The 12,226-nt window shown below is 71.5% G+C and carries 11 protein-coding genes; 6 read left to right on the top strand and 5 right to left on the bottom strand.

From position 1 onward, the window contains the following. Nucleotides 1-7: 7 nt before the first annotated feature. Complete coding sequence (locus NK718_RS04890) at nt 8-1,318, bottom strand: UDP-glucose dehydrogenase family protein (protein ID WP_254739195.1); 1,311 nt, start codon at nt 1,316-1,318, stop codon at nt 8-10. A 178-nt stretch (nt 1,319-1,496) separates the two neighbouring features. On the opposite strand from NK718_RS04890, the gene NK718_RS04885 reads away from it, so the two are divergent. Further along, the gene (locus tag NK718_RS04885; RefSeq protein ID WP_254739193.1) at nt 1,497-2,501 is read left to right on the top strand and encodes an asparaginase; all 1,005 of its coding nucleotides are present in this window, start codon (nt 1,497-1,499) and stop codon (nt 2,499-2,501) included. Between the two features lie 21 nt (nt 2,502-2,522). On the opposite strand, the gene NK718_RS04880 is transcribed toward NK718_RS04885, so the two are convergent. Continuing rightward, the gene (locus NK718_RS04880; protein ID WP_254739191.1) at nt 2,523-2,909 is read right to left on the bottom strand and encodes a DUF2267 domain-containing protein; all 387 of its coding nucleotides are present in this window, start codon (nt 2,907-2,909) and stop codon (nt 2,523-2,525) included. A gap of 174 nt (nt 2,910-3,083) precedes the next feature. Between NK718_RS04880 and NK718_RS04875 the strand changes: the two genes are divergently transcribed. The 3 genes from NK718_RS04875 (at nt 3,084) to NK718_RS04865 (ending at nt 7,081) form a co-directional block, all read left to right on the top strand. Then, nucleotides 3,084-4,640: a helicase HerA-like domain-containing protein gene (locus tag NK718_RS04875; RefSeq protein WP_254739189.1), complete on the top strand. Its 1,557-nt coding sequence runs from the start codon at nt 3,084-3,086 to the stop codon at nt 4,638-4,640. Nucleotides 4,641-4,846: 206 nt separating this feature from the next. Beyond that, a complete protein-coding gene (locus NK718_RS04870) occupies nt 4,847-6,232 on the top strand; it encodes a dipeptidase (RefSeq protein WP_254739187.1) in 1,386 nt (461 codons plus the stop codon). Between the two features lie 63 nt (nt 6,233-6,295). Further along, on the top strand, nt 6,296-7,081 hold the full coding sequence (locus tag NK718_RS04865; RefSeq protein WP_254739185.1) for a DUF3750 domain-containing protein: 786 nt from the start codon (nt 6,296-6,298) through the stop codon (nt 7,079-7,081). Nucleotides 7,082-7,096: 15 nt separating this feature from the next. Here the strand turns inward: NK718_RS04865 and NK718_RS04860 are convergent, their stop codons facing one another. After that, nucleotides 7,097-8,257 carry an alpha/beta hydrolase gene (locus tag NK718_RS04860; RefSeq protein WP_254739183.1) on the bottom strand — a complete coding sequence of 387 codons (1,161 nt, stop codon included), beginning with the start codon at nt 8,255-8,257 and terminating at the stop codon, nt 7,097-7,099. Between the two features lie 188 nt (nt 8,258-8,445). Next, a complete protein-coding gene (locus tag NK718_RS04855; protein WP_254739181.1) occupies nt 8,446-9,681 on the bottom strand; it encodes an alpha/beta hydrolase in 1,236 nt (411 codons plus the stop codon). Between the two features lie 192 nt (nt 9,682-9,873). On the opposite strand from NK718_RS04855, the gene meaB reads away from it, so the two are divergent. Beyond that, nucleotides 9,874-10,872: a methylmalonyl Co-A mutase-associated GTPase MeaB gene (gene meaB / locus NK718_RS04850; protein WP_254739179.1), complete on the top strand. Its 999-nt coding sequence runs from the start codon at nt 9,874-9,876 to the stop codon at nt 10,870-10,872. Between the two features lie 10 nt (nt 10,873-10,882). Continuing rightward, complete coding sequence (locus NK718_RS04845) at nt 10,883-11,539, top strand: pyroglutamyl-peptidase I (RefSeq protein WP_254739178.1); 657 nt, start codon at nt 10,883-10,885, stop codon at nt 11,537-11,539. 29 nt (nt 11,540-11,568) lie between these two features. On the opposite strand, the gene NK718_RS04840 is transcribed toward NK718_RS04845, so the two are convergent. Then, nucleotides 11,569-12,225 (bottom strand): NYN domain-containing protein, encoded by a 657-nt coding sequence (locus tag NK718_RS04840; protein ID WP_254739177.1) that lies wholly within the window; start codon nt 12,223-12,225, stop codon nt 11,569-11,571. Between the last annotated feature and the right edge of the window lies 1 nt (nt 12,226).

Here is a 12,226-nt window from a genome sequence, read left to right as displayed (position 1 = left end):
CGCCGCCTCAGGCGGCGCCGCGCCCGACGCCGACATAGGCGAAGCCGCGCTTTCGCATGTCCTCCGGGCGGTAGATGTTGCGCAGGTCCACCACCACCGGCTGGCGCAGCAGGCCGCGCACGCGGCCGAGGTCGAGGGCGCGGAACTCGTCCCACTCGGTGACGATGACGAGCGCGTCCGCGCCGTCCACGCAGGCATAGGGGTCCGGCGCGTAGGCGACGTCGCGGAGCATGGCGCGGGCCTGCTCGACGCCCTCCGGATCGTAGGCGACCACCCGCGCGCCGCCGTCCTGCAGCGCGGTGATGACGGCGATGGAGGGCGCGTCGCGCATGTCGTCGGTGTTCGGCTTGAAGGTGAGGCCGAGCACGGCGATCGTCTTGCCGCGCACGCTGCCGCCGCACGCGGCGATGACCTTGCGCCCCATGGCGCGCTTGCGCTGCTCGTTGACGGCGACCACCGTCTCGACGATGCGCAGCGGCGCGCCGGCGTCCTGCCCGGTCTTGACGAGGGCGGTGGTGTCCTTGGGAAAGCACGAGCCGCCATAGCCGGGCCCCGCGTGCAGGAACTTCGGGCCGATGCGGTTGTCGAGGCCGATGCCGCGCGCCACCTCCTGCACGTCCGCGCCCACCGCCTCGCACAGGTCGGCGATCTCGTTGATGAAGGTGATCTTCACCGCCAGGAAGGCGTTGGCGGCGTACTTGATCAGCTCGGAGGTGCGCCGGGTGGTGAACAGCAGCGGCGGCTGGTTGAGGTACAGCGGCCGGTAGAGCTCGGACATCACCTCGCGGGCGCGCGGGTCGTCGGAGCCGACGACGATGCGGTCCGGGCGCTTGAAGTCGGAGATCGCCGCGCCCTCGCGCAGGAACTCCGGGTTGGAAACCACGGCGTAGTCGCCGTCCGGCCGCGTCTCGCGCAGAATGCGCTCCACCTCGTCGCCGGTGCCGACCGGCACGGTGGACTTGGTGACCACGACGATGGGGCCGGCCGTCAGCTCGGCGATCTCGCGCGCGGCGGCGTAGACGTAGGACAGGTCGGCGTGGCCGTCGCCGCGCCGCGAGGGCGTGCCGACGGCGATGAACGCGGCGTCGGCGTCCTTCAGCGCCTCGGCGGAATCGGTGGTGAAGGAGAGGCGGCGCTCGCGCACGTTCTTCTCGACGAGCGTCTCCAGCCCCGGCTCGTAGATCGGCATCACGCCGTTGCGAAGCGCGTCGATCTTGCCGGCGTCCTTGTCGACGCAGGTCACGACGTGGCCGAAATCGGCGAAGCATGCCCCCGAAACGAGCCCGACATACCCCGATCCGATCATCGCGACGCGCATGGCGATCCCTCAGCTCTTGTGCGCCCCCGGAATAAGGCCCGGCCGGGCGCTCCGCAAGTTGGCGGCCGAGACGACACCTCGCGCCATGCTTGCGTCCAAGCTGGCCATTGAGCCCGGCGCGCCGGCGCGGTATGGGCGGGAAGGCGCGGCGCTTTGCCGCCGGTCGAGAAGGTCAGCGATGTCCAACCCCGTGCTTGCGGAAGTCACCCGCGGAAACCTGGTCGAGTCGGTCCACGAGGGCGTGGTCGCGGTCGTCGACGCCGACGGCAGGACCGTGCTGGAGCTGGGCGACGCCGACCGCCCGGTGTTTCCCCGCTCGGCGGTGAAGGCGTTGCAGGCGCTGCCGCTGATGGAGAGCGGCGCGGCCGACCGCTTCGGGCTGACGCCGGCCGAAATCGCGCTCGCCTGCTCGTCGCACTCCGGCGAGCCCCTGCACGCCGAGACCGCCGCCGCCATGCTGGCCAAGGCGGGCCGCGACGCGGGGTGCCTGGAGTGCGGCGCGCACTGGCCGCTCGGCGAGGCGGCGACGCGCGAGCTGGCGCGCTCCGGCGAGCGGCCCACGGCGCTCCACAACAACTGCTCGGGCAAGCACGCCGGCTTCGTCTGCCTCGCCTGCGGGCTGGGCGAGGACCCCGCCGGCTATGTCGGTCCGGACCATCGCGTGCAGCGCGAGGTGCGCGCCGCGATGGAGGAGATGACCGGCGAGAACCTGTCCGAGGCGGCGCGCGGCGTCGACGGCTGCTCCATCCCCACCTACGCGACACCCCTGCGCGGTCTGGCGCTGGCCTTCGCGCGCGTCGGCACGGGCCATGGCGTCGGGCGCGAGCGCGCGGCGGCGCTGGCGCGCATCCGCGCGGCGGCGGCCGCGCACCCCTTCATGGTGGCCGGCACGGGCCGCTTCGACACCGAGATGATGGGCCTGTTCGGCGAGCGCGTGTTCTGCAAGACCGGCGCTGAGGGCGTCTATTGCGCCGCGCTGCCGGAAGTGGGGCTCGGCATCGCGCTGAAATGCCTGGACGGGCACGGCCGCGCCGCGCAGGTGATGCTGGCGGCGCTGGTGCGCCGCTTCCTGCCGCTCAGCGAGCCGGAATCGACGCGCCTGGAGGCGCTGTCGCACCCGGCTCTGGTCAACTGGAACGGCATCCGCGTCGGCGGCGTGCGCCCCGCCGGGCCGCTGGCGTGAGAAGCCGGGCGCGCGCCCGGCTCACACGAACTGCGACAGGCCCGGCACCGCGCCGATGATGGCCCCCATCGAGTCCTCGCCGACCTTGTCGCGCCCGTAGGCGAACAGCTCGTGGCCGAGCGTGTGCATCTGGTCCATCGAGAGGCCGAGCCCGCCGAGCTGGCCGGCCAGCGCCATCAGCCCGCCGCCGCCGCCGAACAGGCCGCCGATCTTGCCCATCAGGCCGCCCCCCTGGTCGCCTTCCAGCAGCGCCAGCGTGTCGGCCCCGGGCAGGCTGGCCATCAGCCGGGCCACCTCCTCGGGAGGCGCTTCCTTCTGGAGGAAGGCGAGCACCGCGCCCAGCGCCTCGCGGGCGGTGGCGAGATCGAGGCCGGCCTTCTCGGCGATGTGGGCGACCAGCTCTTCCATTCCATCCTCTCGCGTGCGCAACCCGGCGAAACAACCGTCGTCGCGCGCCATTGTTCATGCGCGGCCGGGAAACACAAGCGAGCCGGCCCGCCGGCGGCCAAGCCGCCGCTCGGGTGGAACTCGCCGCGCCGTCGACCTATAAAGAAACCGCGCACGACCAGATCGGGGTACCCCATGACGCAGACCGACGGCGCCATCCTTATCGGCAAAAGCACCAAGCCCGAGACCCTCGTGCTCAAGCTCGCCAACCGGCACGGGCTCATCACGGGCGCGACGGGCACCGGCAAGACGGTGACGCTGCAGGTGCTGGCCGAGGGCTTCTCCGCCGCCGGCGTGCCGGTGTTCGCCGCCGACGTGAAGGGCGACCTGTCCGGCGTCGCCGCCCCCGGCGAGCCGCGCGACGCCTTCGTCAAGCGCGCCAAGGAAATGGGCTACGACTACCAGCCCGACGAGTTCCCGGTGGTGTTCTGGGACCTCTTCGGCGAGCAGGGCCATCCGGTTCGCGCCACCATCCTGGAGATGGGGCCGCTGCTGCTGTCGAGGCTGCTCGACCTCAACGAGACGCAGGAAGGCGTCATCAACATCGCCTTCCGCATCGCCGACGAGCAGCATCTGCCGCTGATCGACCTCAAGGACCTGCGGCTGCTGCTCAACGAGATGACCAAGGACGACAGCCTCAAGCCCGTGGCGATGCAGTTCGGCAACGTCGCCGACGCCACGGTGGGCTCCATCCAGCGCCAGCTGCTGATCCTCGAGAACCAGGGCGCGGCCAAGTTCTTCGGCGAGCCCGCGCTGGAGATCAAGGATCTGATGACGACCGACCGCGACGGGCGCGGCTCGATCAACCTGCTCGCCGCCGACAAGCTGATGGCGAACCCGCGTCTCTACGCGACTTTCCTGCTGTGGCTGATGTCGGAGCTGTTCGAGCAGCTGCCCGAGGTCGGCGATCCCGACAAGCCGAAGCTGGTGTTCTTCTTCGACGAGGCGCACCTGCTGTTCAACAACGCGCCCAAGGCGCTGCTGGACGCCATCGAGCAGGTGGTGCGGCTGATCCGCTCCAAGGGCGTCGGCATCTACTTCGTCACGCAGAACCCGCTCGACATTCCCGACACCGTGCTCGCCCAGCTCGGCAACCGGGTGCAGCACGCGCTGCGCGCCTTCACCCCGCGCGACCAGAAGGCGGTGCGCGCGGCGGCCTCCACGTTCCGGCCCAACCCGAAGCTGAAGACCGAGGAGGTCATCACCCAGCTCGGCGTCGGCGAGGCGCTGGTCTCCACGCTGGAGGGCAAGGGCACGCCGACCATGGTGGAGCGCACGATGATCCGCCCGCCGGCCGCGCGCGTCGGGCCGATCACGCCGGACGAGCGCCGGCGCGTGATGATGTCGAGTCCCGTGCGCGGGCGCTACGACACCGCCATCGACGGCGAGTCGGCCTACGAGATCCTGACGCAGAAGCGCAAGCTCCAGACGCCCGCGCCGGCCTCCGGCCAGGGCGGGACGCCGGCCGGACAGGCGCCGGGCCAGGCGCAGCCGCAGGGCGGCGGCGGCCTGTTCGGCGACATCCTCGGCGGCATCCTGGGCGGCGGCTCGAGCGGCGGTTCCGGCGGTCGCGGCCGCATGACGGTGACCGAGCGCGTCATCGCCAACGCCGCCTCCTCCGCCGCGCGCACCGTCGGCACCCAGCTCGGCAAGGCCATCCTGCGCGGCGTCCTCGGCAGCCTCAGCAAATAGCGGCACGGGGCGGAGGCCCGCCCGTTCCCGGAGCCCCGGAGCGAAAGCGGAGGGCATCCGGGAGCCAGCGCATGGATGCTGCCGCGAAGCGGCGCTTCATCAGCCTTTTCGATTCCGCCGCGCTGACGCGCGTCGGCGCGCCTTGACGGGGGCGGTCGGGGCCTGTCCAACTGCGCCGGCTTTCGTCCGATCTTCAAGGTGAGTCCATGTCCCAGCTCGACGCCGTCCTCGCCCGCATCGACGCCGACCTCGATGCCTCCATCGAGCGGCTGTTCGACTTCCTCCGCATCCCGTCGATCTCCACCGACAGCGCCTTCGCCGGCGATTGCCGCCGCGCCGCCGACTGGCTGACCGCCGACCTGAAGACGCTCGGCTTCGACGACGCCGCGCCGATGCCAACCGCCGGCCATCCCGTCGTCGTGGGCCACGCGCCCAAGCCCGGCGCGCCGCACGTGCTGTTCTACGGCCATTACGACGTGCAGCCGGTCGACCCGCTGAACCTGTGGGAGACGCCGCCGTTCGAGCCGCGCCTCGCCACGCTGCCGGACGGACGGCGCGCCATCGTCGGGCGGGGGGCCTGCGACGACAAGGGCCAGCTCATGACCTTCGTCGAGGCGTGCCGCGCCTGGAAGCGCGTCACCGGCTCGCTGCCGCTCGGCGTCACCGTGCTGGTCGAGGGCGCGGAGGAGAACGGCTCCAAGCACCTGCCGGAATTCGTCGAGGAGCACCGTGACGCGCTGAAGGCGGAATACGCGCTGGTCTGCGACACCGGCATGTGGGACAGCGACACGCCGCAGATCACCTCGTCGCTGCGGGGCATGGTGTACGAGGAGATCATCGTGCGCTGCGCCGACCGCGACCTGCATTCCGGCCTGTTCGGCGGTGCGGCGGCGAACCCCATCCGCGTGCTGGCGCGCATTATCGCCGACCTGCACGACGCGGATGGCCGCGTGACGCTGGAGGGCTTCTACGACGGCGTGCCGGAGACCCCGCCCGAGGTGATGGCGCGCTGGAAGCAGCTGGCCCTGACGGAAGACCAGTTCCTCGGCACGGTAGGCCTGCGCCACTCGGTGGGCGAGAAGGGCCGCATGCTGATCGAGCACATCCAGTCCCGTCCCACCTGCGACGTCAACGGCATCATCGGCGGCTATACCGGCGAGGGCACCAAGACGGTGATCGCCGGCGAGGCCTCCTGCAAGGTGTCGTTCCGCCTCGTCGGCGACCAGGACCCGCACCAGGTGAGCCGCGCGCTGGAGAAGCACGTGCGCGCCCGCGTGCCTTCCGACTGCCGCGTCGAGTTCATCCGCCACAAGGCGTCGCGGGCGATCCGCCTGCCGTTCGACATGCCGGCGATGACGCGCGCCGGGGCGGCGCTGGCCGAGGAGTGGGGCGTGGCGCCGGTGATGATCGGCACGGGCGGGTCGATCCCGATCGTCGGCGACTTCAAGCGCACGCTGGGGCTCGACACGCTGCTGGTCGGCTTCGGACAGGACGACGACCGCGTCCACTCGCCCAACGAGAAATACGACGTGAAGAGCTTCCACAAGGGCGCGCGCTCCTGGGCGCGCATCCTCGCCGCGCTGGCGTCGTAGGGCAGGGGAGACGGGCGGCGTCGCGTCTTGATGCCGCCATTGTTCCTTGGTGACTGGAGGCTCATGTCGAGGCTCCGCCGCGTGATCTCCCTCATCCTGTTCGTCTTCTTCGTCCCGCTCGCGCTGCATGCGGCGTGGTGGTTCGCCAACGACCATCCGCGCTCGTGGTCGCAGGCGAGCTGGTCCAGCGCCGGCCTGCTGCCGCCGCCCGAGGCGAAGCCGGACGCCGTCGTGCTCGTCTACGCCGCGCGCGTGGGGCGCTGGCGCGGCATCTTCGCCCACCACACCTGGCTGGTGGTGAAGGAGAAGGGCGCGCCGCGCTACACGCGCTTCGACAAGGTGGGCTGGGGCACGCCCGTGCGCACCGACGGCTGGGCGCCGGACGCGCGCTGGTTCGGGCAGGTTCCCGAGGTCGTCGCCGCCATCGAGGGCGAGAAGGCCGAGGCGCTGATCCCGCGCATCCGCGCGGCGGTGGCGAGCTACCCGTGGCGCGAGGCGGGGGCCTACCAGGCCTGGCCGGGGCCGAACTCCAACACCTTCGTCGCCCATGTCGTCGCCGCCATCCCGGAGGCCGGCATCGCCCTGCCGCCGACGGCGCTCGGCAAGGACTACCGCTCGGACGGCAGGATCGCCGGCCTCGCGCCGAGCCATACCGGCGTGCAGATCGGCTGGTCCGGCCTGCTCGGCCTGACGGTGGGCTGGACCGAGGGGGTCGAGATGAACCTGCTCGGCCTCGTCGCCGGCCTCGACATCCGCCGCCCGGCCCTCAAGCTCCCCGGCTTCGGCCGCATCGGGCTCGACGCCGGCCCCGCCATCTCCCACGCTGCCGCCGCCCCGAAAGGGGAGTAGCGCCGAAGCGCCGGCCTACATCGGCGCGGGGGGCAGGGGGGCGGTTTCGACCGCGCCGGGCAGCAGCGGCGTCGCGGCCTTGCGGGCCTCGGCGACGCCGGGGTCGACGAAGCTCTCGGCCTGCGCGTCCGGGCTGGGCTTGCCCTCGATCCGCGCCGGCTCGGCGAGCTGCAGGCCGATGCTCTTCACCACCTCGGGGGCCTCGGCAAACGTGCCGTGGCGGAACATGTCGCCGGCGCTCGCCTTGGTGAGGTCGTAGACGCGCACGTTCATCGCCAGCAATTCGCCGACATGGTCCTTGCGCGACAGGTCGAGCGCGCCGAGGCGCTGGCGCGAGCCGGCCAGCGTCGCCGACACCGACAGCGCGCGGTCGTCGGCGGCGGCGAACACGGAGACGCGCGCCGCCCCGCCGAGCCGCGCCATCTGGGCGCGGAACACGTCGAGGTCGATGTCGGGCGCGGCGAGCATCACCTCGCCCATGTGGCCGCCGAGGTCGGCGTGGCCGCCGATGGCGTTCTGGCGCAGCGCCTCCATGGCCAGCCACGTGCCCATCGAGTGCGCCAGCACGTGGACGCGGCCGACGCCCGGCGTGGCGGCGAGGTCCTGCAGCAGCTTTTCCAGCGGATCGCGCGAGGCGGTGGCGCTCTCCTTGTCGGAGCCGTAGGCGAGGAGCTGGTTGCGCGACGGCCAGGTGAACAGCACCGGCACGCCGGTGAAGTTGCCGTCGGCGACGATCTGCGCCAGCCGGAACCGCGCCTCGTCGAAGCCGGTGTTGAAGCCGTGGATGTAGACCAGCACGTCGCGGCTGACGCCGACGCGGCCGGAGACCTGCGCCGCCAGCTCGCGCTGGAAGCCCTCGGTCGACAGCTTGCGCTCGTTGGTCACCACGAAATGGCTGGCCCGGCTGGGCGACCCCCAGCTCGGCTGCTCGATGGCGCCCGGCTGATGCCCCGGCGGGATGCTGATGGCGTCGATGGCGAAGTGCGCGCCGCGCGACGCCTCGCCGCTGGAGGCGTCCTTGCGCGTCGAGGCGACGAAGATCTGCACCATCCTGGCCTGCGAGCCCTGGGCGGAGCCGAACAGCGAGGTCGAGCCGGTGATCCCCGCGCCGCCGCCGCAGCCGGCGAGCCCGAGCGCCAGCGTCGCCGCCGCTCCCGCCGCGAGCAGACGCCGCAAGATGCACCCTCGATGAAACGCGCCCTGCCGCACGGGACCAGCCCCCTCTTCGCCGCCCCGCGCCGCCTGGGCGCGGGAGCCGCGTTAAACCGCGACGCGCTTACCGAAGCGTGAATCGCCAGGGCCTCCGGCGTCGCCGCAGGGGCCATGACACCCGAAGGTGACGAGAATGGGACGCGGGCCGCGCGCTACTCGGAATCCGCCTGGCCCGCCAGCACCGGCGCCTGGCCGGAGAGGATCGCGCCGGGGGCGGCGACGGCGGTGCCGACCGTCTGGCCCACCGTGTGGCCGACCGTCGCGCCCAGCGCCATGATGCCCTCGCCGAGCCCGGCCGGGCGCTGCTGGATGCCGCCGTCCTCGGCGAGGCGGCCGCCGATCATCTTCACCACGTCGGGCGAGGAGGCGAACTTGCCATGGTTCATGGCGTCGGTGCCCTTCACCTCCGAGAGGTCGATGACGGTGATGTTGGCCTCGCGCAGCTTCTCCATCACCGCCGGGTCGCTGACCGTGTAGGCCCCGGCGCGCACCTGGCTGCCCCACACCATGCGCGAGAAGTTGAGCGCCTTGTCGTCGCGCGAGACGAACACGGTGATCGGCAGCTTCAGCTGGCCGATCACCATCAGCTGCCGGCGGAACACGTCGATGTCGATGTCCGGCGCGGCGAGCATGATCTGGCCGATCTTGCCGTGGAACGTGCCGTTGCCGCGGATGGTCGCCTGGCGCAGCGTCTCGACGAACAGGAAGTTGCCCATCGAGTGGGCCAGCACGTCGATCTTGCGCACGCCCGTCTTGGTGGCGATGTCGTCCAGCGTCGCCTCGAGGTCGTCGCGCGAGAACACCGCGCTCTCGCGGTCGTAGGGGTAGTCGAGCAGCGCGCCGCGCGAGGGCCAGGTGAACAGCACCGGCACGCCCTTGAAGCCGGAATCGTTGACGATCTGCGCGAAGCGGTACACCGCTTCCTCGAACTTGGTGTTGTAGCCGTGGATGAACACCAGCACGGTGCGGTCGTCCGGCTTGCGCCGCGCCAGCTCGGCCTTGATCGTCTGCAGGAAGGCCTGAGAGTTCATGTAGTCGCGGTCGGCGGTGACGAAGTTGACGCGCGAGTCCCCCGGCGCGCGGCTCGGCCACTCGATCTGCCCGGTCTGGTGGTTGGGCGGGATGGAGACGGTGAGCTTGGCGTGGTTGACCGTCTTGTCGCGGTCGCCCGAGAACATGCGCTCCAGCTCGATCTTCGGCTTGGCGCGGGTGGTCGCGACGAACAGCGGCACCTGCTTCGTGCCCTCGGCGACGGCGACCGGATCGAGCACGCCGAGCGGGATGCCGCCGCCGCAGCCGGCCAGCGAGAGCGCCAGAAACGGAACCAGGAGCAGGGCGGCGAAGGCGCGCGGCGGCGACGACCGGCGGAAACCTGGAATGGTACGCATGTGTCGACGCAACCCCTCGCACGCACGAGGTCCACGGATAGCTTGGCGATTGATCAACGTCAACGCGACGATGCAACTCATGCGCGCGGCTTGCGCGCGGCCTCCCCATGCCGGCGCGCTCCGCCTTTTTGCCGTGCGGCCGGCCCGCCGCCGCCATTGCGGCGCGCCGGGGCCGTGTCGTAAGCCTGAACCATGACCGCGGAGCTTCCTTCGGCCGATCCGTCCGGGCTGGCGCGGCGCGTCCTCGCCGGCGACCGCGCCGCGCTGGCGCGCGCCATCACGCTCGTCGAGTCGCGCCGGGCCGACCACCAGGCGGCGGCGCGCCAGCTCGTGCAGGCGCTGCTGCCGCACACCGGCGCCGCCGTGCGCGTCGGCGTCACCGGCGTGCCCGGCGTCGGCAAGTCGACGACCATCGACACGCTCGGCTCCAACCTCACGCGGGCGGGCCACCGCGTCGCCGTGCTGGCGGTGGACCCGTCCTCCTCGCGCACCGGCGGCTCGATCCTCGGCGACAAGACCCGTATGGCGCGGCTGGCGGTCGATCCCGCCGCCTTCATCCGCCCCTCGCCCTCGTCCGGCACGCTGGGCGGCGTCGCCTCCCGCACGCGCGAAACCATGCTGCTGTGCGAGGCCGCGGGCTTCGACGTGATCCTGGTCGAGACGGTGGGCATCGGCCAGTCCGAGACCGCCGTGGCCGACATGACCGACTTCTTCCTCGTGCTGATGCTGCCCGGCGCGGGCGACGAGCTGCAGGGCATCAAGAAGGGCGTGCTGGAGCTGGCCGACATGATCGCCGTCAACAAGGCGGAGGGGGAGGGGCTGGGCCGCGCCCGCGCCGCCGCCGCCGAGTACCGCGCGGCGCTGCACATCATGGCCCCGACGAGCCCGAACTGGAGCCCGCCCGTCGTGCTCGTCTCCGGCCTCGCCAACCAGGGGCTCGACGATCTGTGGGCCAAGGTGATGGACCACCGCGCCCGGCTCACCGCCACCGGCGAGATCGCCGCCCGCCGCCGCGCCCAGCAGACGCGCTGGATGTGGACGATGATCGAGGAGCGGCTGCTCGACAGGCTGCGCCACGATCCGCGTGTCAGGGCGCGCATGCCGCGCGTCGAGGCGGCGGTCGCCGAGGGTTCGCTGTCGCCGACCCTGGCGGCCGAGGAGATCGTCGCCCTGCTCGGGCTGGACGGCTGAGGAGGCGCGCATGGAAGGCCCCGACGCGCCATTGGTCCTCGTCACCGGCTTCGGCCCCTATCCCAAGGTACGCGTCAACCCGACGGCGACGCTGGCGCGCGCCGTGGCGGGCTCGCCCCGCCTGCGGCGGCTCGGCCTTTCGGCGCGCGCGCACGTGTTCGAGACCTCCTACGCCGCCGCCGGGGCGCAGGCGCCCGGCGTGATCGCCGCCGCCGCGCCGGTCGCCTGCCTGCATCTCGGCCTCGCCCCGCGCGAGCGCATGCTGCGGGTGGAGACGCGCGGCGAAAACCGCACGCGCGCTTTGTCGCCGGACGTGCGGGGCAACCGCCCGGCGCTGCGGGCGCTGCGCCCGGGCTCGCCCGCCGCCTTGCGCTCCGCCGCGCCGCTGGGGGCCATTCTCGCGGCGCTGCGCCGCGCCGGGCTGAAGGCGCGGCTGTCCAACGACGCCGGGGCCTATCTCTGCAACGCGATGTATTTCTGGTCGCTGGACGAGGCCCGCGCGTCCGGCGCGCGCCGGCCCGTCGTCTTCGTCCACCTGCCCCGCCCGGCTCCAGCCCCCGGCACGCTCCCCCGCCGCCGCCGCAAGACCGTCCGCCCCACCGACGCCGAACTCACCGCCGCCCTGGTCGACATCGCCATCGCGCTGGCGCGGGCGGGGAGGAGATAGGAGGAGGAGGAGCTAAGAGTGGCGTCGGTTCAGCGGCGACGGTGGTCAGGATGAACCCAGCCGGGAGGAGGATCGTACTCCTTGGGCCGCATCACGCTTCGCTTGCCTTCGCGCTGGACGAGGCCAGGAAGCACGCACTGATCGATGTGATCGTCATTCAGTCGCACAACACCATCGGCAAGATCGCGAAGGTGTTTGGACGGATGACGCGCTGGTGGGGTGACACTGAATAACTTCTTCGCCGGGAAGCGAGCGCGGATGGCCTGAAACGTGGCGACCTGATCCGTGTCCGCCGTGACAACGAAGGCGATGTCATAAAGGTCGTCCATCGCACCCGCGAATATCGCGAGCGCAAGATTGATGTCAGTCGCCTTCTCTCGCACGATGTCCCACACGTGACTGCAATCGGGCTTCGGGCACTGCTGCGGCTCTCTTGTTGTATGCCCCAGAATCGTTTCCACCCCGGTCAGGGTGAGCGCTTCGACGTAGCGCTCGTGGCGAATCTTCTTTCCATGGTCGCCAGGGAAGTAGGCTGAGCAAAAAACGGCCTTTCCAAGCGTTCTGGCGTGACCTCGGCAGATCAGTTCGCCTAATTTCCACAAGTTGCACCACTTAAGGTGAGGTGCATTCAGGTCATCTATGGCGTGATATAAATTAAAGCCATCGTAATATACAGCGCCACGCACG

The organism is Alsobacter ponti (assembly GCF_024294805.1).
GTDB classification, from domain to species: Bacteria; Pseudomonadota; Alphaproteobacteria; order Rhizobiales; family Beijerinckiaceae; genus Alsobacter; species Alsobacter ponti.
Note: the sequence above shows the minus strand (reverse complement) of the source record. Positions and strands in the feature narration are given on the sequence as shown.

Excerpts from the sequence above, each read along its gene's own strand:
- NK718_RS04880 (WP_254739191.1), bottom strand. The coding sequence starts at position 2,909 with ATGGAAGAGCTGGTCGCCCACATCGCCGAGAAGGCCGGCCTCGATCTC.
- meaB (WP_254739179.1), top strand. The coding sequence starts at position 9,874 with ATGACCGCGGAGCTTCCTTCGGCCGATCCGTCCGGGCTGGCGCGGCGC.
- NK718_RS04890 (WP_254739195.1), bottom strand. The coding sequence starts at position 1,318 with ATGCGCGTCGCGATGATCGGATCGGGGTATGTCGGGCTCGTTTCGGGG.
- NK718_RS04870 (WP_254739187.1), top strand. The coding sequence starts at position 4,847 with ATGTCCCAGCTCGACGCCGTCCTCGCCCGCATCGACGCCGACCTCGAT.
- NK718_RS04885 (WP_254739193.1), top strand. The coding sequence starts at position 1,497 with ATGTCCAACCCCGTGCTTGCGGAAGTCACCCGCGGAAACCTGGTCGAG.
- NK718_RS04845 (WP_254739178.1), top strand. The coding sequence starts at position 10,883 with ATGGAAGGCCCCGACGCGCCATTGGTCCTCGTCACCGGCTTCGGCCCC.
- NK718_RS04855 (WP_254739181.1), bottom strand. The coding sequence starts at position 9,681 with ATGCGTACCATTCCAGGTTTCCGCCGGTCGTCGCCGCCGCGCGCCTTC.
- NK718_RS04875 (WP_254739189.1), top strand. The coding sequence starts at position 3,084 with ATGACGCAGACCGACGGCGCCATCCTTATCGGCAAAAGCACCAAGCCC.
- NK718_RS04865 (WP_254739185.1), top strand. The coding sequence starts at position 6,296 with ATGTCGAGGCTCCGCCGCGTGATCTCCCTCATCCTGTTCGTCTTCTTC.